General features: G+C 72.7%; 20 protein-coding genes. 7 read left to right on the top strand and 13 right to left on the bottom strand.

What is annotated here, in order from left to right:
- Window positions 1-22 precede the first annotated feature (22 nt).
- Entirely contained in the window at window positions 23-736 is a 714-nt protein-coding gene (locus tag RBH18_RS30865; protein ID WP_306213980.1) for a hypothetical protein, read from the bottom strand.
- A gap of 190 nt (window positions 737-926) precedes the next feature.
- On the opposite strand from RBH18_RS30865, the gene RBH18_RS30860 reads away from it, so the two are divergent.
- The 5 genes from RBH18_RS30860 to RBH18_RS30840 all read left to right on the top strand — a co-directional run bounded on the left by RBH18_RS30860 (window position 927) and on the right by RBH18_RS30840 (window position 6,000).
- A complete protein-coding gene (locus RBH18_RS30860; protein WP_306213979.1) occupies window positions 927-2,477 on the top strand; it encodes a GGDEF domain-containing protein in 1,551 nt (516 codons plus the stop codon).
- A 30-nt stretch (window positions 2,478-2,507) separates the two neighbouring features.
- Window positions 2,508-3,092, top strand: a complete 585-nt coding sequence (locus tag RBH18_RS30855) for an NADPH-dependent F420 reductase (protein WP_306213978.1) — start codon at window positions 2,508-2,510, stop codon at window positions 3,090-3,092.
- A 158-nt stretch (window positions 3,093-3,250) separates the two neighbouring features.
- On the top strand, window positions 3,251-4,054 hold the full coding sequence (locus RBH18_RS30850) for an inositol monophosphatase family protein (protein ID WP_306213977.1): 804 nt from the start codon (window positions 3,251-3,253) through the stop codon (window positions 4,052-4,054).
- Between the two features lie 321 nt (window positions 4,055-4,375).
- Window positions 4,376-5,284 carry a GNAT family N-acetyltransferase gene (locus RBH18_RS30845; RefSeq protein ID WP_306213976.1) on the top strand — a complete coding sequence of 303 codons (909 nt, stop codon included), beginning with the start codon at window positions 4,376-4,378 and terminating at the stop codon, window positions 5,282-5,284.
- Window positions 5,285-5,658: 374 nt separating this feature from the next.
- On the top strand, window positions 5,659-6,000 hold the full coding sequence (locus RBH18_RS30840) for a VOC family protein (protein ID WP_306213975.1): 342 nt from the start codon (window positions 5,659-5,661) through the stop codon (window positions 5,998-6,000).
- A 64-nt stretch (window positions 6,001-6,064) separates the two neighbouring features.
- Here RBH18_RS30840 and RBH18_RS30835 read toward each other — a convergent pair whose 3' ends face one another.
- The 5 genes from RBH18_RS30835 to RBH18_RS30815 form a co-directional block, all read right to left on the bottom strand.
- Complete coding sequence (locus tag RBH18_RS30835; RefSeq protein WP_306213974.1) at window positions 6,065-6,829, bottom strand: dienelactone hydrolase family protein; 765 nt, start codon at window positions 6,827-6,829, stop codon at window positions 6,065-6,067.
- Between the two features lie 57 nt (window positions 6,830-6,886).
- Window positions 6,887-7,234: a GNAT family N-acetyltransferase gene (locus tag RBH18_RS30830; RefSeq protein WP_306213973.1), complete on the bottom strand. Its 348-nt coding sequence runs from the start codon at window positions 7,232-7,234 to the stop codon at window positions 6,887-6,889.
- A 163-nt stretch (window positions 7,235-7,397) separates the two neighbouring features.
- Complete coding sequence (locus RBH18_RS30825; protein ID WP_306213972.1) at window positions 7,398-8,156, bottom strand: peptidase; 759 nt, start codon at window positions 8,154-8,156, stop codon at window positions 7,398-7,400.
- Entirely contained in the window at window positions 8,156-9,445 is a 1,290-nt protein-coding gene (locus RBH18_RS30820; RefSeq protein ID WP_306213990.1) for a VWA domain-containing protein, read from the bottom strand. Before RBH18_RS30820 ends, RBH18_RS30825 begins: the two co-directional genes overlap by 1 nt.
- A gap of 70 nt (window positions 9,446-9,515) precedes the next feature.
- Window positions 9,516-10,625, bottom strand: coding sequence for an erythromycin esterase family protein (locus RBH18_RS30815; protein ID WP_306213971.1), 1,110 nt, complete (start codon window positions 10,623-10,625; stop codon window positions 9,516-9,518).
- A gap of 38 nt (window positions 10,626-10,663) precedes the next feature.
- On the opposite strand from RBH18_RS30815, the gene RBH18_RS30810 reads away from it, so the two are divergent.
- Window positions 10,664-11,404: a Type 1 glutamine amidotransferase-like domain-containing protein gene (locus RBH18_RS30810; protein ID WP_306213970.1), complete on the top strand. Its 741-nt coding sequence runs from the start codon at window positions 10,664-10,666 to the stop codon at window positions 11,402-11,404.
- A 328-nt stretch (window positions 11,405-11,732) separates the two neighbouring features.
- Here RBH18_RS30810 and RBH18_RS30805 read toward each other — a convergent pair whose 3' ends face one another.
- The gene (locus tag RBH18_RS30805; RefSeq protein ID WP_306213969.1) at window positions 11,733-11,918 is read right to left on the bottom strand and encodes a hypothetical protein; all 186 of its coding nucleotides are present in this window, start codon (window positions 11,916-11,918) and stop codon (window positions 11,733-11,735) included.
- 245 nt (window positions 11,919-12,163) lie between these two features.
- On the opposite strand from RBH18_RS30805, the gene add reads away from it, so the two are divergent.
- Window positions 12,164-13,105, top strand: coding sequence for an adenosine deaminase (gene add, locus RBH18_RS30800; protein WP_306213968.1), 942 nt, complete (start codon window positions 12,164-12,166; stop codon window positions 13,103-13,105).
- 71 nt (window positions 13,106-13,176) lie between these two features.
- Here add and RBH18_RS30795 read toward each other — a convergent pair whose 3' ends face one another.
- From RBH18_RS30795 to RBH18_RS30770, 6 genes are all read right to left on the bottom strand, one after another.
- The gene (locus tag RBH18_RS30795; RefSeq protein ID WP_306213967.1) at window positions 13,177-14,400 is read right to left on the bottom strand and encodes an MFS transporter; all 1,224 of its coding nucleotides are present in this window, start codon (window positions 14,398-14,400) and stop codon (window positions 13,177-13,179) included.
- A 234-nt stretch (window positions 14,401-14,634) separates the two neighbouring features.
- Window positions 14,635-15,252, bottom strand: a complete 618-nt coding sequence (locus RBH18_RS30790) for a flavodoxin family protein (RefSeq protein WP_306213966.1) — start codon at window positions 15,250-15,252, stop codon at window positions 14,635-14,637.
- The gene (locus RBH18_RS30785; protein ID WP_306213965.1) at window positions 15,245-16,135 is read right to left on the bottom strand and encodes a glycosyltransferase family 9 protein; all 891 of its coding nucleotides are present in this window, start codon (window positions 16,133-16,135) and stop codon (window positions 15,245-15,247) included. Before RBH18_RS30785 ends, RBH18_RS30790 begins: the two co-directional genes overlap by 8 nt.
- Window positions 16,132-16,812, bottom strand: coding sequence for an SDR family oxidoreductase (locus RBH18_RS30780; protein ID WP_306213964.1), 681 nt, complete (start codon window positions 16,810-16,812; stop codon window positions 16,132-16,134). The genes RBH18_RS30785 and RBH18_RS30780 overlap by 4 nt, the downstream gene beginning before the upstream one ends.
- Before the next feature lie 5 nt (window positions 16,813-16,817).
- Entirely contained in the window at window positions 16,818-18,200 is a 1,383-nt protein-coding gene (locus RBH18_RS30775; RefSeq protein ID WP_306213963.1) for a PfkB family carbohydrate kinase, read from the bottom strand.
- Window positions 18,197-18,820 (bottom strand): D-sedoheptulose-7-phosphate isomerase, encoded by a 624-nt coding sequence (locus tag RBH18_RS30770; RefSeq protein ID WP_306213962.1) that lies wholly within the window; start codon window positions 18,818-18,820, stop codon window positions 18,197-18,199. Before RBH18_RS30770 ends, RBH18_RS30775 begins: the two co-directional genes overlap by 4 nt.

Raw genomic sequence — 18,820 nt, 5'->3', positions numbered from 1 at the left:
ACTTCGTCGTTCACGGCGCCCTTTACTCGTAGGAGACGGTGGCCTGGGCGATGCGGTTGCCCGCCGTACCGTACGCCTGCACCCGCGTGAGCCGGTCGGCGCCGGTCACCTGGGTGTTGTCGAACCAGAAGACGGTCACCCCGCTGTCGGCGCTCCAGACCGCAGTGTGCGCGGTGACGGCCTTGCCCCGCAGCGTTCCGGTGATCTTCGCGGGACGGCCGGCGTAGTAGCCGAAGGCCGGCTGCTGGACGTCGCCGTCCAGCGCGTACGAGTGCTCGACCGCGCGGAAGCCGGGCTTCTTCTCGTCCTCGGTCGCCGAGGTCAGCACGTACGGGTGGCTGTCGCCGTTGTTCTCGTACTCCAGCAGCTGGAAGCCGAACGTGACGCCGGGCAGGTTGGGGTTCGCCACGCGCACGCCCTGGATGGCGAACTCGGTGATCGGGGTGGCGTCCAGCCCGGTGTGGATGATGCGGCCGACAGGAGCGCCGTCCTTGCCCGCGGGTGATGTCGAGGGGGAGGCCACGGTGGTGGCCGCCGGGGTGGTGGTTGCTGGGGTGGTCGTGGCCGGCGTGCTTGCCGGGGCGGTCGTGGCCGGCGTGCTTGCCGGGGCGGTCGTGGCCGGTGCGGCGGCCGGGGTGGTGGCGACCGGGTCGCTCGCGGAGCAGCCGGTCGTGGCGGCGACGGCCAGGAGCGGGACGAGGGAGAGCAGCACGACTGCCGGCCTGCGGTTGATCACTTCATGTCCTCGGTTCGGTTCGCGGTGGGTCCTACAGCCATGGGGACGGGCGGCGGCCGGCAAAGGTGCCGCGGATTCGTGAAACTTTTCGCGCCTCCCACTCGTCCGCGAGCGGCCCGGCCGAACACCTCACGTCGGGTGCCGACCGGCCGAACGGTAGGCCGAGGCGGCGACGGGAGGGGGGACGACGGTGGCAACGGCGAACTTGCCCGCGGTGGTGTCGCCCTACGGCCCGTACGCGTCGATGGGTCTGCACATCCACGACCTGACCATCCGCGGGCACCACGGGGAGACGCTGGCCGCCGCCGACGAGGCCGAGGCCGTGCTGCTCCTGCTCGGCGACCACCGCACCCACCGGGTCAGCCGGCTGGGCCGGATGTACGCCCTCAGCGCGCTCGGCCGCCCCGACGAGGCCCTGGCCATCGGGCAGGAGCTGGTCGCCGACGACGGCCCGGCGAGCGGCCCGCGGACCACCGACGCCAAGATCCTCGCCGACACCGCCCGGATGCTCATCCAGGTCGGGCGCATGGACGAGGGCCTGCACCACGTCGCCCGCGCGATGAGCATGCTCGACGTGGTGCCGCGCAAGAGCCTGCGCTACTTCTCGGCGATGGCGTCGCTGGCCGACGCGGCCCGGGCGGCGGAGCTCTACGAGCTGGCCGAGTCCGCGATGCTGCAGGCCATCGACGCCTTCGAGAGCCCCGACGACCTCTACCGCTCGTCCGCCGAGCTCGAGTACGCCGAACTGCTGCTCGAATGGGCGCTGCGGCTCGAGCACGTGCAGCGGTGCGAGGAGTCCGCCGCGATCCTCGCCAAGGCGGTCCGGATCCTGCGCTACTGGACCGGGCCCGGGACCGACGCGCCGCTCGCGGAGGCGCTGCTCGCCCTCGGGTACGCCAAGCAGGGCCGCCACGCCGACGCCGTGCACCTGGTCGGCAAGCACCTGCTGACCCTGCGCCGGGCGGGACAGCAGCACGAGAGCCGGCTGCTGCACCTGGCGCAGGGCGTGGTGCTGCGCGGCACCGGCGACCTGCGGGGCGCCCGGCGCGAGTTCCTCGCCGCTAACGAGCTGGCGGTGCAGCCGTACCAGTTTCTCATCGTGCAGTACGAGCTCGCCGTGACGGCCGTGCTCGAGGCGCCGGGCGAGGCGACCGCGACGATCATGGCAGCGCTGCACACCCACATCCGGATGCTGTGGCAGCTGCGCCTCGACCGGCGCACGATGCTCCAGCAGGCCTACCGCCGCGTCGAGCTGGAGGCCGCCCGGCGTACGGCCGACCACGCCGCCACCTCGGACGCGCTCACCGGCCTGGGCAACCGCCGGTGCTTCGACAGCCGCATCGCCACGTTCACCGGCACGCTGGTCCTCATCGACGTGGACAGTTTCAAGGCGATCAACGACGACTTCTCGCACAGCGTCGGCGACCGCGTCCTCGTGGAGATCGCCTCCGTGCTGCATGCGCACTGCCGCGACGCGGTGCGCTTCGGCGGCGACGAGTTCGCGCTCTTCCTGACCGGCAGCGAGCACGAGGCGCGCCGCATCGCCGAGCAGGTGCGCCGGGTCATCCTGGGCCGCGACTGGGCCGCGATCATGCCCGGCCTGACCGTCACCGTCAGCATGGGACTGGCCAGCGGCCGCGCGGGCTCGCTCTACGACCGCGCCGACACCCAGCTGTACGCGGCCAAGCGCGCCGGGCGCAACCGGCTGGCCGCCGCCCCGTTTCTGCGCAATTCGGCCTGAAAAGCCGCTCACATACGGCACCCTAACCGTATGCGGATCGGAGTCATCGCAGGTCACGACGAGATCGGTGGCACCCTGGCCCGGTGGTGGAAGCAGGCCGGCCACGACGTCGTCACGGGGGCGCTGCACCCGGAGGAACTCGCCGACGATCTCAAGGCCGTCAGCGTGCGGCAGGCGGCGTACTTCGGGGAAGCGATCCTCTTCGCCCCCGACTGGGACGAGGCGCACGACGCCGTGGACCTGGCCCGGCCGGCCCTGCGCGGCAAGCCGGTCCTCGACGCGACCCACCCGGTGCTGACCGGCGGCACCGCGCTGGGCCGGCTGGCGGAGTGGTCGCCCGAGGCCCACTGGGTCAAGGCCTTCAACACCCTCCCGGTCCCGGTCCTCGACGCGCGGCGCGGCCACGACCCGCTGCTCACCGAGTTCCTGTGCACGGACTGGCCCGACGCCCGGCGCACGGCCGCCAAACTGGTCCGCGACCTGGGCCTCGCCCCGATGTACGCGGGCGGCGCCGACCACGCCTGGATGACCGAGACCGGCCCCCTGCAGGCCTGCGAGGTCGACATCAAGGACGCCACCGCCGTGCTCGCCGAGGTCCTGACCGCCTCCGCGTAGTTGCCGGCCCAGGGCGGCCAGGTGCGCGTCCGGCGCGGTTCGGCAGGGCGGCGTACCGGTGCCCCGCGCGGACAGCGGCGAATCCGGATACCCGATCTTTGCTCCCCGCAAGACCCCCACGCCCGTTCGGAGGTGTGATGGAGGTCTATGGTCTCTGCGTGTCGATCACCGACCAGGAATTGGTCCTCGAAGCGGCGGAAGCCGGTGCCGCGGTCGTTCGCTCGTACTACGGATCATCGCTGACACGCTTTCAGAAGTCCGCCGGTGACTTCGCCACCACGGCCGACGTCGAGGCTGAGAAGGCCATCATCGATGTCTTGCGTGCGGCGCGACCAGATGACGTGGTACTGGGTGAGGAGGGCGGGCGGACGGGCAACGGCGCGAACGATCGGTTGTGGTTGGTCGACCCGTTGTGCGGAACGTTGAACTTCGCCGTACGGAACATGCTGGCCTCGGTGAACGTGGCGTTACGAACGAATGGGCAGGCCACGGTGGCCGCCTCCGCTGACCCGTTCACGAACGAGGTGTTCTGGACCGACGGGGCGGATGCGTACGTGCGTCGCGATGGCGCGGACGAGCGGCTTGCGCCATCGTCCGAGTCGAGGCTGGTCGACGTCAACCTCGACCCGCCGTTTCCCAACCATGGGGTTTTCTCGGCCGCCCGGATGCTCGCCGACGAGGAGTTCATCGGACAGTTCCGCCCCCGGGTCGTCTCTACCACGCTGGCCGTGGCTTGGGTCGCCGCCGGCCGTCGCGCCGCCTACGTCACCGATGGCGACCTACGCAACAGCGTTCATTTCGCGGCCGGAATCGCCCTTTGTCAGGTGGCCGGTTGTGTAGTCACCGGGATCGACGGCCAGCCCATCCATACCGGAGCGGGTGGTCTCGTGGCGGCTGCGGACGAGAAGACCCATGCCGCCCTGCTGACCCTGATTGCGAACCAGCGCCTACGGAGGGATTGATCCCGCATCCCGCATCCGGCTTTCGGCTTTCGGCTTTCGGCTTTCGGCACGAGCGTGCGCCGAGCCAACCAGGCTGGCATCCCAGGGCGCGGCGGCGCTCCGCCGGCTCGCCGCACACGCTCGGCGACGGGATCCGGATAGCGGGTCAGAGTCGCACCGTAGGCGTATGACTGGATCGACCACCTGGGCCGGCGCTCGCCTCAGCAATTGTTGCGCCTCCCCCGCCTGAAGTCGGAGAGGCGTTCATGCGCGCGAGTCATGGGCCGGCACTCCGGCGGTGAAACCCATTGCGTGGTCTCTGTGGTGTGATTAGGTCGGCGCATGTCGATCGCGATGCAGCCGGCGACGCCGGATTCGTTGGGCGAGATCGTTGAGGCGGTAGCGGTCTGGCAGCACACCGGCGGGCCGGTGCAGCTTCATCCGGGCGACCTTGGGTGGCACGGGAGGTTCGGCGGGCGGGAGTTGGCCGAGGCCGTCCGGGTGTGGACCCGTAACGGGCAGATCCTGGCCGTTGGCCTGCTGGACGACGGGGTGATCCGCATGGGCATCGCACCGAGCGTCGACGAAGACGCCTCCTTCGCCGCCCGGCTGCTGGCCGATCTGTCGGATCCGGGGCAGGGGGTACTGCCCGACGGCGCCGGGGCCGTCGAGGCCCGCTTCGGCGCTGCTCTTCGAGACCTCCTCCGTCGCAGCGGTTGGGTGCCGGACGAACCGTGGACCCCGTTGTCTCGCGAACTGATCAAGCCGGTGGAGGACTGCGGGCTCAGGGTCGAGGTCATCGAGGCGCACGACGTTCGGGACCGGATCGTTGATGACCGGGTCGCGGTGCAACGGGCGGCGTTCGCCCACTCGACGTTCACTGTGGAGCGCTGGCGCGCGATGGCCGCTGCCCCGCCCTACCGCCGGGCCCGGTGCCTGGTCGGTTACGACGGCGACGGCGCTGCGGTCGCCGCGGTGACGGTGTGGTCGGCCGGGGACGGGCGACCGGGTCTGCTCGAACCACTGGGCGTTCATCGGGATCACCGTGGCCACGGATACGGACGCGCCATCACGGTGGCCGCGGCCGCCGTGTTGCAGGAGATGGGGTCGTCCAGCGCGACAGTGTGCACCCCGAGCAGCAACGTCGGCGGCGTGGCGACGTACGTCTCGGCCGGCTTTCAGAAGATCCCGGACGTCACCGACTTCCGCCGCACGTCGGTCGAGTCGCCGCCACATCCAGCGAAGCAGTGAGGATCGCAGCAGCGACGAGGAGAACGGATCTGCGCATCGGGGCAGCTTAGCGATCAGCGCCACCGCCGATCACCCGAGCAGTGGTCGGCCAGTAAGGCGATGGCAAAAGGCACGAAGCGCACGACGAAACATGACCGATTGCGGCTTATATGGATCGCATCCCGAGGTGGGTGCGGTCCAGCACTCGAGGGCGAGCAACGTCGTCGAGCCAGGCTCGCGGACCTTGACCGCGCCCGGCTCGACGACGACTTATCACCACGTAACGCGCCGCCATCGCCCAGATCAGCACACCAAGCCGACATGGCCCGGCAGCACGCCCGGCAGCGCTCGACTTGCGGCAAATCAGGATGCCGGTACGTCACTAAACTGGCTTCATGACTCTAGACCTCTTCGCGGGGTGCCCGGTCCGTGACTATGCCGCCGCGGTGGCCTGGTACGAACAACTTCTCGGCGCCGAGCCGTCCTTCTTACCCAACGAAACCGAGGCGGTGTGGGAACTCGCCGAGCACCGTTACGTCTTCGTTCAGGTGCTCCCGGAGCATGCCGGGCATGCCATCCACACAGTGTTCGTCAGCGATTTCGACACCCGTATCGCCGACATCGTCGCGCGAGGAATAGAACCGGCAAAAAGCGAGACCTACGACAACGGTGTGCGTAAGGCGACGTTTCGAGATCCGGACGGCAACGAGATCGGGTTCGGCGGTATGCCGGTGTGAATACACGTTCACCGTACGCGCTCATCGGCATGTCCGTAAGCTCTGAATACCTGACGGGGTCGGATCATTTGCCGGTCAGGCGCTCGGTGATGAAGGTTCGCCACCTGGTGATCGCCACGGGCGTGGTGCAACTGTGCCGGCCTGCCTCGGTGACCTGACGCTTGCTGGTGGATCCGATCAGGTCGAACAGTTCCCGCTGTCCGTCGCTGGGGAAGACCTCATCGTCTTCCTGGATGTGGAACATCAGCGGTGCGGTGACGCGAGCGGCGTCCATGGCGACCCGGGTCGGTGCGGCCATGCCTGGATGCATCGCAGCGCACTGCCGCAAGCCGAACTTTCCGAGAACCACGGCAGACAGCCGGTCGTTCAGCTCGGCCGCCAGCGCGAGACCGAACCGCGCCCCCATGGACATGCCCAGATAGGCCAGCCTCCCGGCATCGACCCGGCCGCAGCCGGCGACAGCAGCAAGGACGGACTTCCAGTCGTCGATCATCCGGTCGAGGACCACCTCGACCCCGACCTCGGCGATCCGGGCCTGATATTGCTCGGCCGGCATCGGTGCCGGTACCCGCTGTCCGTGGTAAGGGCCGTCGATCGCGACCACCGCACATCCGGCATGTTCAGCGAACCAGCGGGCGTGCTCGACAACGCGTGCGCTGCGCTTGTGCCCACTGCCGCCGTGTCCCACCAGCACGAGCGGCGCCGCCACCGGACCGGGCGGCAGCCACAACACCCCAGGAACGCGGCGGCCCGACCCGCCGACACGAAACGAGCGTTCGGTGACCCCGTCGATGACGTGATCGCCAAGCCATTCGATGTCCGGCCGCACAGCGCCATGCAACCACGCGGCCGACGCCGTTGCACGCACCCGCACTGCTGCGCTCGCCTATAGCGTTCGTTGATGCGTCCAGCGGTGTAGGGCGTATCTCCGCCCTTTGTCCTCGACGAACTCCGGTTCTTCGTTGGTAGGGCGAAATCCAGCTGCGCGAGCGACCGCAGCACTCTCAACGTTGTCAGCTTCGGTCTCGAGGTACGTCCGCTGCAGACCGAAGGTGTCATAGGCGTGCGTGACCATCCGTGTGACCGCACGTCGCGCCAGGCCCTGACCCCGATACGAGGCTCCAACGACATACGCGATGCCCGCCGTGGCGAGATCGAGCATGACCTCGCCCCGCGGGAGGCCATCGACGGTAATCGCCTGATGTAGTCGGGTGCCAGCCTCCCGCAGCACCATGCCGTCACCCCGAAGGGCCATCTCACCAGTAGCACTGCGCCATCCCATCATCGGCAGATGCGGGCGCCGGGGGCTGCTCGTGCGCGTGAGTCCGGGTGGCGGTGCGAATCGGGGTGGGGAGTGCCCGGGTGGCGGCGGGAGGGGCCGCCACCCGGGTTCCGGGTCAGGCCGGGCGGGGGCGCCGGCGGCGGGTCAGGGCGAAGCCGGTGATGCCGGTGAGGGCGGCGAGGATGCCGCCGGCTGCGGTCCAGATCCAGCGGGAGGAGAACTCCGGGAGCCAGCCGTTGTCGTCCTCTTCCGCCAGGGGTGCGACGGTGCCGCCTACGGTGCCCGGGTTGTTGTCGGGGACCAGGGGGGCGGCGAGGACGCCCTGGTCGTCGCCCGTGTCGCCCTTCGGGGCGGCCAGGGTCAGGTGGACCTTGGTGGGCAGGCCGAGGTCCTGCTCCGGCAGCACGGAGCTGGAGAGGCGCACGTAGTAGGTGCCGGGCAGCGGGTCGCCGTCGGCCGGCTCGGCCCAGGAGCGGACCTGGCGGAGCCGGCAGCGCAGGGCGACGCTGGTTGCGGTGGTGTCCGCGCGGGGGCTCTGGTCGCCCGCGACGCAGGCCTGGCGGCGGCGCAGGCCGTCGAAGACCTCGACGGTCCAGGACTGGGCGCCGTGCCGGTCGGCCGCCGGGGGCAGGTCGACCTCGGCGGTGACGTCGGGGCGCTGGCCGGCCTCGGCGGCGAACGACCAGTAGAGGTAGTCGCCGGTGACGGCCGGGACGTCGACGGCGCGGCCCGGGGTGACGGGGACGGCGGTCAGGAACGACGTGCCCGCGATGGTGACGGGCGTGGAGGGCGCCGGGGACGGGTCGGCCAGGGCGGGGGTGGCCCCCAGCGCGGCCAGGGCGGCGCCGGCGAGGGCGGCGGTCGTGAGCTTCATCAGTTCCTCCAGGTGGCGACCCACCAGCGGGTGAGCCAGCCGGCCAGGACGCCGGCGATCAGGCCCGCGATGCCGAGGACGAGCAGGAGCAGGAAGCCGCGGCCCAGGCCGGGGGCGTCCGGGGCGTGCGAGGCGGGGGTCAGGCCGATCGTCAGCTCCAGGGGCATGCCGGGCTGCGCGGCCGAGGTGGCGGACGCGAAGGAGTTGCTCACCACCAGGCAGACGTCGGTCGGCGGCGCCGCGGTGTCGTCGTCATCGTCGTCGCCCCACCCGAAAAGACCGCCGCTGTCCGTCGAGGAGGACGGCGACGGCTCCGGCCGGTCCTCGTCCGTCGCCGACCAGCGCAGGCCGGTCGAGAGGACGTCGGAGCGGCCGCTGCCCGCGTCGGTGCCGCGGACCAGCTCACGTGGGCCCACGGTCGCCGCCAGCAGCACCCCGTAGTCGCGGGCCACCTGGCGGTCGATCGCGATGCTGACCGAGGCGCGCAGCTCCTGGCCCGGCTGTACGGGAACCCGGTAGTAGCGGTGCTCGCCGATGCGCTCCCGGTCGGTGTAGACGCCGGGCGTCAGGGTCGGCGCGCCGTCGCACGAGGCGGTGCCCGTCACGGGTGCCGGGGCCACGGGCGGGGGCACGGCGGCGCGGTCGACGAGCTGCTTGATGCGATCGGTCAGCTCCTCCTCGCTCTGCGCCGCGGTGTACGTACCTCCGGTGGCGGTGGAGATGCAGACGAGCTGCTTGCGCGTCTTCTCGTCCGGGGTGAGGCCGAGCGTGTCCACGACGAGGCTCGTGCCCTGCGCCGCCAGCTCGCGCGCGACGGCGCACGGGTCCGGCGGGGTGCACGTGTCCTCGCCGTCGGTGATCAGCACGATGCGGCGGGCCGAGCCGCCGTCCCCCAGGTCCTCGGCGGCTTTGCGGAGCGCCAGGCCCACGGGCGTGAAGCCGGTCGGCTTGAGGTCGGCGATCGCGGCCTTCGCCGCGGTCCGGTCGACCTGGCCGACGGGGACGATCTGCTGGGTGTCCTTGCAGCCCTTCTTCTTGTCGTCGCCGGGGTAGGTGGCACCGAGCACCCGGATGCCGAGCTGCGTGGTCTCCGGCAGCGCGTCGACGGTGGCGTTGAACGCGCGCTTGGCGACGGCGATGCGGGTCTCGCCGTCGATGTCGGCGGCCCGCATGGACCCGCTGACGTCGAGGACCAGCTCGACCCGGGGCGCCTCCGGCTCGCCCGGCTCCGCGTGCGCCGGGCCCGCACCCAGCGTGACGGACAGGCCGACGAGCACGGCGACGCCCATGCGGGACAGTCTTCTGTGGATCACGCGGCAAGATCCTAAGGGGCGCCTCGCGCTCCCCCGCCGCCGGGCTTCACACCGGTAGATACGTACTGGTCAGCGGGGTTATGGCGACCAGATCGTGGGCCTGGGCGACGTCCAGCCCGGCGGTCCGCTCCATGAGGCGGAGCCCGCGGGGCCCGGTCCCGGTCGCGCGCAGCGGGCGGAGATCCGCGATCGATTCTGTACGCACAGTGCCCAGCGCCGCCTCCACGCTGCCCGCTTCCGGCTCCCCCAGCGCCACGTCGAGCACCGTGGCGCCGCGCGGGTCGTCCGGGGCCGGCCGGCGCGTCGACGTGCGCCCGCCCGCCGACGTGACCGCGATGCTCACGTAGCCGTCGCCGAGCTCGGCCGCGAGGTGCGCCCCGAGGACCGGCAGGTGCATCCCGGCGCCCTCGACCGGGATGCGCTGGATGTGGTTGTTGGCCGCCCCGATGACGATCTTCGCGCCGGGCTCCGCGAGCAGGTGCCGCACCGTGGCCGCCATGGCGGCGTCCCGGACGTTGACGTCGTAGGCTCCCGTCGCCTGGGCGCGCAGCTGCTGGTCCAGCAGCACGGCGAGGCGGAGCTCGTGGCGGACCGTCGCACTCGTCCCGGGCACCGTCTCGAGGCGCGCGGACAGCTCGGCGAGGAGCACGGTGAGGCGGTCGCGGTCGGCTTGCGGCAGAGACACGTACGCGGCGAAGGCCTGCATCGTGAACGGCCGCGCCCACTTCTGCGCCTCCGCGCGCACCCGGTCGAGGAGATCCGTGTCCACGTGCGCGCCGGCGTGATCCAGGGCCGGGAGCAACGAGGCCAGATCCGCGGGCAGGTCGAGCCCGGCGTAGCGCAACGTCGAGTGGGACCGCATCCAGCGAACCATCTCGCGCAGCGCCGGATCCTGCCCGAAGCGGTACGTGAAGCCGTCCGCGGGCAGCTCCCCCGGGCCGCCCTGGATCCACGCGTCCACGGCCAGGCCCTCGGAGAAGCCGGACTCGTGGGCGTACACGGTGAAGCCGAGCTCCTCGTGCAGGAGCCGCAGCAACCGGTGCCGCAGCGCGTGGTACTCGGGAACGAAATGGGCCGACTCCCCGATCGCGACGACCCGGGCCGGGCCGATCAGCGTCTTCAGGGCGTCGAGGGGCAGAACGGACAGCACTGTCATGGGCGCATCTTGTCGTACCCCCGGGTTAGGTTGCCACCGTGAAACTTCTCCTCACGTCGTCCGGCGTCACGAACGGCAGCATCCGGGACGCCCTCACCGGCCTGCTCGGCAAGCCGATCGCGGAGTCGAGCGCCCTCTTCGTGCCCACGGGGATCTACCCGTTCCCCGGTGGCGCCGGCCAGGCGTGGCAGGCGCTGAGCGGGGAGCCGGCCGGCAGGCTGGCCGGGCTCGGCTGGAAGTCGCTGGGCATCCTCGAGCTGACGGCCCTGCCGCACCTGGACGAGGAGGCCTGGGTGCCGGCGGTCCGGGCGGCCGACGCGCTGCTGGTGTGGGGCGGCGACCCGGTGTTCCTCACCACGTGGCTGCGGCGCTCCGGGCTGGCCGCCCTGCTGGGCGACCTGCGGCCCGAGGCGGTCTACGTGGGGGTGAGCGCCGGGGCGATGGCGGCCACCTCCGTGTTCGTGGAGACGTATGGCGACGCCGACGCACCTCCGGCCGAGGAGGACGTGCCGCCGCCGGAACGCGTGGTGTTCCCCACGCCGCAGGGCGACATCGACCGGGTCCTGGTCACCGGCCGGGGCGCGGGGCTGGTCGACTTCGCGGTGATTCCGCACCTGGGGCATCCGCGCCATCCCGAGGCGTCACCGGCGAACGCGGCGACGTGGGCGGCCCGGATCCCGGCGCCGGTCTACGCGATCGACGACGACACCGCCGTCAGCGTGGTCGACGGGGTTGCCGAGGTCGTCTCCGAGGGGCGGTGGCAGCTGTTCCGGCCGTGACGAAAGCGGCGCGCGGAAAGCCCCGAGACGCCGCGCAGCGGACGGCGATGCGCGGAAAGCCCCGAGACGCCGCGCAGCGGACGGCGATGCGCGGAAAGCCCCGAGACGCCGCGCAGCGGACGGCGATGCGCGGAAGGCCCCGAGACGTGGAGACGCCGCGCGGCGGAAACGGCGGCGCGCGGAAAGCTCCAAGACGTGAGGACGCCGCGCGGGAAGAGTGCCGGGGCGTGGGGACGCCGCGCGGGGAGAGTGCCGGGACGTGGGGACGCCGCGCGGCAGGAGTGCCGCGCGGCGTGAGGTGGGCCCGCCGGCGGGCGGCGGGGCGGGGTCAAGCGGGTTCGGGAACCGAGCCGGGCTCGTCCGGGATCACGACCGGCTCGTCCGGCGCCGGCTCGTGCGGCGCGGGCGGCAGCGGGTCGGGCGCGCCCGGCTCGAGCTCGCCCGGGTCGTCCGGGATCGGTGCACCCGGGTCCAGCGGCGGGTAGCGGTCGGGATCGGTGTTGATCCTGGGCATCCCTCGTCTCCTCTCCTGGGCCGTGATCAAGATCCCTACCCCCGCGGGTACGCGCACAAACCGGCCGATGGGAGGAAACGGACACGACCCGGGTGAGTAGCATCGGGCCGTGATCGTTTTCCCCTGCCGTGGCGAGGCGGCGCGGCAGGTCTTCGGCGACCACTCCTACCGCAAGGACTTCTACCAGTAGTTCCGGGCGCGTTCCGTCCGGTTCCGCTGTCCTGCCCTTGCGAAAGGTCCCTGTCATGCTGCTCATCGATCTGCACCGCCATCTCGAAGGCGCCCTGCGCGTCGCCACCACGCTCGAGCTCGCCCACCGGTACGGGCACCCGCTCGCGACCGCCGCCGACCCCGAAGCGCTGCTCGTGGCGCACGGGCCGCTCGGCGGGCTCGTCCCGTACCTGGAGAAGGTCGACGCCGCCCCCTCGGCCTTCCGCACGCCCGACGACTGGCAGCGCGCCGGGCGCGAGGCGGTGCTCGACGCCGCGGCGGACGGGCTCGACCGCCTGGAGCTGCGGTTCAGCCCATGGTTCATCCGGCAGGAGACCGGGCTCGCGCCGGAGGCGGTGATCGACGCGGTGGCGGACGGTGTCGCGGCGGCCTCGCACGAGGCCGGGCTGCCGGTCGGACTGATCGGCATCCTGCTGCGGGATCTCGGGCCCGCGCACGGCGACGCGCAGGTCGCCACCCTCCTGTCCCGGCGCGGCCTGTTCTGCGCGGTGGACCTCGCCGGGAACGAGGCGGGCGTGCCCGCGGCCGAGTTCGCACCGGCCTTCCGGCGCGCCCGCGACGCCGGGCTCCACGTGACCGTGCACGCCGGCGAGGCGGCGGGCCCGGCGAGCGTGTGGGCGGCGGTCCGGGAGCTCGGCGCCGAACGGATCGGCCACGGGGTGCGGTCGGCCGAGGACCCCGCCCTGCTCGACCACCTGGCGGCGCACGGCATCGCGTGCGAGGTGGCGCTGACCAGCAACCTGCACACCAGCGTGGCGGCGAGCTACGCCACGCATCCGGTCAAGCGGCTGCTGGCGGCCGGGGTGCCGGTGGCCCTGGCGACGGACGACCCGCGCACGTCCGGGATCACGCTGTCCGGCGAGTACGAGACCGCCCGCACCGAGGCCGGCCTGAGCCCGGCCGACCTGCAGCGGATCGCCGCCGACGCCGCCAAGGCCGCGTTCGGCACCCGGTGAGCGGCCGGCGCGGGCAAGGCGGCCGGCGCCGGCAAGGCGCCCGGTGAGTGGCGCGGTGAGCGATCGGCGGGTCAGGCGGGCTGCAGCAGCGCGCGCAGGTGGACCGGGCGGAAGCTGACCGACCGCCCCCGCACGCGCGCCAGCACGAGCCCGCCGGCGACGACGGCCACGGTGGTCACCGCGCCGGCCACGAGGAGGGCGGTGCGGGGCCCGGCCGCGTCGCAGAGCAGGCCGAGCGCCGGCGCCCCGGCCATGCCGGACAGCGACGAGACGATGCCGGCCGTGGCCAGCACGCGGCCGCGCATGTCCTCGCGGGTGTCGAGCTGGATGCGGGTGGAGACCACGGTGTCGAAGACGACGGCGCCGGCCGCGATGGGCAGCAGCAGGGCGGCGAAGCCCAGGACGTTCGGGGCGAGGCCGGACACGAACTGCAGCACGCTGATCAAGAACCCGGTCGCCAGCAGGACCCGCAGGGTGGAGCGGCCGGTGCCGGCCAGCAGCAGGCCGCCGGTCACGGCGCCGACGGCGAAGACCGTGGAGAGCAGGCCGTACGAGCCGGAGGAGCCCTCCAGCGGCCCGGCCACCATCGCGGCCATGGTCACCTGGTAGTTGCGGCCCAGCGAGCCGAGCACGAACGAGATCGCCAGCACGAGCAGCACGACGGGCTGGCCGAGGAGGTAGCGGAAGCCGGCCCGGACACCGCCGTCGGCCCCGGTCGCGCGCGGGAGGGTGCGCATGTCGCCCGTACGCATGAGGGCCAGCGCCAGGATGACCGCGCCGTAGGTGACCGCGTTGATGGCGAAGAGGGTCGTGGGGCCGGTGATGCCGATGAGCACGCCGCCCAGGGCCATGCCGCCGATCCGGCCGGCGCTGCTGAGCACCGAGCCGAGGGCGAGCGCCGAGCCGAGCGCCGAGGGCGGCACCAGCGCCGAACCGAAGCGGCCGAGCATCGGGCCCTCGAAGGCGCTGATCACCCCGGAGGCCAGCGCGATGGCGTAGATCGTCGTGGTGCCGCCCTGGGCGATGAGCGCGACCGCCAGCAGCGCCCGCAGCGCCTGGCAGCCGATGAGCATCGCGCGGGCGGGCAGCCGGTCGGCGAGGGCGCCGCCCCAGCTGCCGAGCAGCAGGACAGGCAGCGACTGCAGCATGACGGTCAGGCCCATCTCGCCGGCCGAGCCGGTGGCGGACAGGACCAGCCAGTTGAGGCCCAGCACCTGCATCCAGGTGCCGGCGACCGAGACCAGGTCGGCGGCGGCCCAGAGCCGGTAGTTGCGCTCCTTCAGGGGGGCGAACATCGGACCCACAGCAGCTGCACCTCCACAGACATCCGCCGCCGTGTCTCGGCGACGAGTGCCTGTTCGGGAGGGGCTGCGGGTCTGCTTCGGCCTGGGCGGGGCATGCCACCCAACGGCAACTGCGACGGTTGCGGAGGCGGGCGGGCGGTTGTCGTACGGGTGCGGAAGTCGTGAACCGGCACGCGGCCGGGACGGAAAAACCGGCCCGGCGGCGCGCCGGTGATCAGAGGGTGGTCAGGAGGCCGGGTAGGGGGTGGCCGCGAGGAGGCGGGCCAGGTGGGCGGCGTTCGCGGCGAGGGACTTCGTGGTCTTGCCAGTGGTGTCCGGCTTGGGGCCCGCGTCCTTGTAGTCGACGCTGCCCATCGCCTCGCCGACCCAGTACGTGCCCCCGCCGGGCGGGATCGAGAAGCCGACGTCGTTGAGCGCCTGGAACACCTCGGCGTGCACGTGGTGGGCGCCGTCCTCGTTGCCGACGACGGCGACGACGGCCACCTTGTCGTACATGCTGGGGCGGCCCAGGTCGTCGGTCTCGGAGATCTCGGCGTCGAGGCGCTCGAGGACGACCTTGGCGACGCTGGCGGGCTGGCCCATCCAGATCGGGGTGGCGATGACCAGGATGTTCGCGGCGAGGATCTTCTCGCGGACGGCGGGCCAGCCGTCGCCGCCGCCCTCGTCGGTGGTGACGCCGAACTTGATGTTCTGGTCGACGACGCGCAGGACCTCGCCCTCGACGTCGTGGTCGGCGAGCGCCGCGAGGACCTCGCGGCCGAGCAGCTCGCTGCTGGACTCGGACTCCCCCGAGCGCAGCGAGCAGCCGAGGACGAGGGCGCGCAGGGGCGCGGAGTCAGGCATGGCGGGACCTTTCGAGGACTTCGTCGGGGGTGACGGCCAGGAGCGCGGGGTGCACCTCCGGGCCGGGTGAGTCGCCGCGCTCGGCGCGCGTGCCGTGCCAGATGACCTGGTGGTACGGCCGGTCCGGCGGCGGCCCCCAGCGGGACGGCGGCATCGGGCCGAAGAGCGTGACGGACGGGGTCCGGTACGCGGTGGCCAGGTGCGCGATGCCGGTGTCGCCGCTGATCAGCAGGCGCGCGTGGGCGACCAGCCCGGCCAGTTCGGCGAGCCCGGTGTCCAGGACCGCGGACGGGCCGAGGCCGGCCCACCGGGCGACGTCGAGGGCGATCTCGCGCTCGCCGGCGGATCCCGTGACGACCACCTTGTGTCCCGCGTCGGCCAGCGCGCGGGCGACGGTCGCGTAGCGGGAGACCGGCCAGCGCCGGGAGGGCGACTTCGCGCCCGGGTGGATGATCGTGACCCCGTGCGGGACCGCCACGGACGGAACCGACAGGTCGGTGTCGCCCGGATCGGCCGCGACCCCGTAGTGGGAGAGCAGGCGGCACCAGCGGTCCCGCTCGTGCTCGTCGTCCCGCCACACCGGGCCCGCCGGGGAGAACGCCCAGAGCTGCCCGGGCGAGAGAGAAGTCAGCAGCTCGGTCGACTCCGGGCCGGAGCCGTGCAGGTTGATCGCCACGTCGGCGTCCAGCGGCGGCAGGGAGTCCGCGAGGCCGGACAGGGGCACGACGCGGTCGACGCCGCCGATCAGGTCGATCAGCGGCGTCAGCCAGGCCGGGGCGGCCAGCGCCAGGGTCCGGTCCGCGAAGTGGGACCGGACCGCCCGGATCGCCGGGACGCCCGCGGCGAGGTCGCCCACGCCGAGGGCGCGCAGGACGAGGATCACGGGTACGACGTCTCCTGCTCGGCCGCGATGACCAGCTCCCGCACCGCGCACCCGGCGGGCTGGTTGAGCGCGAAGAGGATCGCGCTCGCGACGTTGGCCGGGTCGTTGAGGATCGCGTCCGGGCCGGGCTTGTACTGCTCGGTGCGGTCGTCGAAGAACTTGGTGCGCATGCCGCCGGGGATGACGAGCGTGACGTTGACCTGCCCGGCCAGCTCGGCGGAGAGCGCCCGGGTGAAGCCGACGACGCCGAACTTCGCCGCGCAGTACGCGGTGGCGTCGCTCACGGCCTTGATGCCCAGCGTCGACGAGATCGTGACCACGCCGCCGTGCGACTCCTTCAGCGCCGGCAGCGCCGCGCGGACCACGGCGGCCGTGGCGAGCAGGTCGATCATGACGATGCGGTCCCAGGTCTCGCCGGGGATGTCGGCGAGCGCGCCGGGCACGTCCATGCCGGCGGCGGTGACCACGCCGTCGATGCTGCCGCCCGCGCGCTCGATCAGCTGACGGGTGGCCTCCTCCGCGGCGCGGGTGTCGGCCAGGTCGCACTCGATCCACTCGACACCCTCGGCCGGGGCCTGGCGGTCGATGACGAACGGGCGGCCGCCCGCCTTGCGCACGGCCTCGACGACGGCGGCGCCGAGCCCGCTGGAACCGCCGGTGACGATGACTGCGTCCATGCTTGTTACCTCCTGGTGGCGGCCTGGGCCGCGGCGATGGTGTTGGTGGTGGAACGGCCGTCGAGATAGGGCACGATCACGGTCTGCCCGCCCCAGCGCTGCACGAGCTCCGCCTCGGGCAGCTCGGGGCCGCCGTCGGCGTAGTCGCCGCCCTTGACCCACACGTCGGGGCGCAGCCAGGTCAGCGTGGCCTCGGGCGTCGGCTCGTCGAAGATCACGACCGCGTCGACGCACTCCAGGGCGGCGAGCATCCGCGCCCGGTCGTCCTGCTTGGTCAGCGGGCGGTCGGGGCCCTTGAGCGCCGAGACGCTGCTGTCGGAGTTGAGGCAGACGATCAGGCAGTCGCCGAGCTTGCGGGCGGCCTGCAGGGTGGCCAGGTGCCCGACGTGCAGCAGGTCGAAACACCCGCCGGTGGCGACGACGGTCCCGCCCTTGGCCCGGACGTCCGCAATAACTTGATCGACGGGGGAAGCGACGGCCGGAGAAGAAGCCGGGGCAAGCGCGGCCGTCACTCCCCCGCTCGCCACGTAGGAACTCGCAGCGGCAACCGCGTCCTGGACGGCCTCGGAGACAAGGGCACCCCGCGCGAGGGCGAGAGCGGCAGTGGCGGCGAACCGGTCGCCCGCACCGCAGGTGTCGCCGTCGCTCGAAACCGGACTGGGCACCACGAGCGGGGTGGCACCGTTGTGGCACAGGACCGCGCCCTTGGCACCGATGGTCACGACGACGGCACCGGCCCGCCAGCGCTGCCGGAGGGTCTGGCCGGCGCGCTGCACCATGGCCAGCTGCGACCCACCGCCCGGGAGATCGGTCAGCTTGCGCGCCTCGGACTCGTTGGGGGTCACGAGACGCACATTGGGGACGGGCGCGGGACCGTTGGGGTGCGGGTCCCACACGATCGGCGCCTTGGCCTGCTCCAGCGCGGTCCGCAGGTCGGCGTGCCGGAGCACGCCCCGGCCGTAGTCGGAGACCAGGATCGCGGACGCCCGCTGCAGGACCTCCAGAGCCGCCGCCGGAGCGGGGCCGGGGACGGCGGGCTCGCCGCCGCGGTCGAGGCGCACGAGGACCTGGCCGCCGGCGCGGAGGCGGATCTTCTCCGCGGTGGCGCCTTCGAGCGGAAGGGCGTACACCTGCACACCCGCCGCCGACAGCAGCGAGCTCAGGCGGGCCGCCGCCGGGTCGGAGGCCAGCGCCGTGACAAGCGCGACGTCGTAGTCACCGGACGCCGCGGCGAGCAGCGCGGCCAGCCCCGCGCCGCCGGGACGGTCGGAGACCGAGCGCTCGTCGAGCACGGGCGCGGGTGCGTCGGGGGCGACGCGGTGCACGCTGCCCTCGACGTCCCGGTCGAGGAGGGTGTCGCCGACGACGACGAGGAGGGGACGGCTCATCGGGACAGCACCGCCTCGCCCGCGTACTGAAAACCCAGCACCACGGGCAGGTGCCGGTCCAGGTACTCGCACATGACGTGGACGGAGATCAGGTGCAGCTCCTGGACGACCTGCGAGTCGCCGGACGGGCAGTGCAGCGTCTCGTCGCAGGCGTCGGAGAGCGGGTTGGGCCCCTCCCCCGTCATCGCCCACGTCCGGACGCCCATCTCGCGGGCGGCGTGCGCGGCGGCGACCAGGTTCGGGCTGCGGCCGCTGGTCGACATCAGCATCAGCACGTCGCCGGGGCGGCCGTGGGCGCGTACCTGGCGGGCGAAGATCTCGTCGAAGCCGTAGTCGTTGCCGATGGCGGTGACCGCGGACGAGTCGGGGGTGAGCGCGATGGCCGACAGCGGCATCCGCTCGTCGCGCAGCCGGCCGACCAGCTCGGCGGCCAGGTGCTGGGCCTCGGCGGCGCTGCCCCCGTTGCCGGCGACGAGCAGCCGGCCGCCGGTGCCGAGGTGCTCGGCGAGCAGCTCGCCCCAGCGGCAGAGGCGGGTGCCGGCCACGGCGCGGAAGAGGGGAAGGGCGGCGGCCCAGGTCGTAGAACCGGTAGACGAACGGCACAGTCGCCACCCGGTCAT

Source organism: Actinoplanes oryzae (assembly GCF_030757795.1).
Classification (GTDB): domain Bacteria; phylum Actinomycetota; class Actinomycetes; order Mycobacteriales; family Micromonosporaceae; genus Actinoplanes.
This window is presented reverse-complemented; position numbering and strand designations above follow the sequence as displayed.

Excerpts from the sequence above, each read along its gene's own strand:
- RBH18_RS30840 (WP_306213975.1), top strand. The coding sequence starts at position 5,659 with ATGACTCTAGACCTCTTCGCGGGGTGCCCGGTCCGTGACTATGCCGCC.
- RBH18_RS30855 (WP_306213978.1), top strand. The coding sequence starts at position 2,508 with ATGCGGATCGGAGTCATCGCAGGTCACGACGAGATCGGTGGCACCCTG.
- RBH18_RS30820 (WP_306213990.1), bottom strand. The coding sequence starts at position 9,445 with ATGGGCGTCGCCGTGCTCGTCGGCCTGTCCGTCACGCTGGGTGCGGGC.
- RBH18_RS30815 (WP_306213971.1), bottom strand. The coding sequence starts at position 10,625 with ATGACAGTGCTGTCCGTTCTGCCCCTCGACGCCCTGAAGACGCTGATC.
- RBH18_RS30770 (WP_306213962.1), bottom strand. The coding sequence starts at position 18,820 with ATGACCGGGTGGCGACTGTGCCGTTCGTCTACCGGTTCTACGACCTGG.
- RBH18_RS30805 (WP_306213969.1), bottom strand. The coding sequence starts at position 11,918 with ATGCCCAGGATCAACACCGATCCCGACCGCTACCCGCCGCTGGACCCG.
- RBH18_RS30790 (WP_306213966.1), bottom strand. The coding sequence starts at position 15,252 with ATGCCTGACTCCGCGCCCCTGCGCGCCCTCGTCCTCGGCTGCTCGCTG.
- RBH18_RS30775 (WP_306213963.1), bottom strand. The coding sequence starts at position 18,200 with ATGAGCCGTCCCCTCCTCGTCGTCGTCGGCGACACCCTCCTCGACCGG.
- RBH18_RS30780 (WP_306213964.1), bottom strand. The coding sequence starts at position 16,812 with ATGGACGCAGTCATCGTCACCGGCGGTTCCAGCGGGCTCGGCGCCGCC.
- RBH18_RS30825 (WP_306213972.1), bottom strand. The coding sequence starts at position 8,156 with ATGAAGCTCACGACCGCCGCCCTCGCCGGCGCCGCCCTGGCCGCGCTG.
- RBH18_RS30795 (WP_306213967.1), bottom strand. The coding sequence starts at position 14,400 with ATGTTCGCCCCCCTGAAGGAGCGCAACTACCGGCTCTGGGCCGCCGCC.
- RBH18_RS30830 (WP_306213973.1), bottom strand. The coding sequence starts at position 7,234 with ATGGTGCTGCGGGAGGCTGGCACCCGACTACATCAGGCGATTACCGTC.
- add (WP_306213968.1), top strand. The coding sequence starts at position 12,164 with ATGCTGCTCATCGATCTGCACCGCCATCTCGAAGGCGCCCTGCGCGTC.
- RBH18_RS30845 (WP_306213976.1), top strand. The coding sequence starts at position 4,376 with ATGTCGATCGCGATGCAGCCGGCGACGCCGGATTCGTTGGGCGAGATC.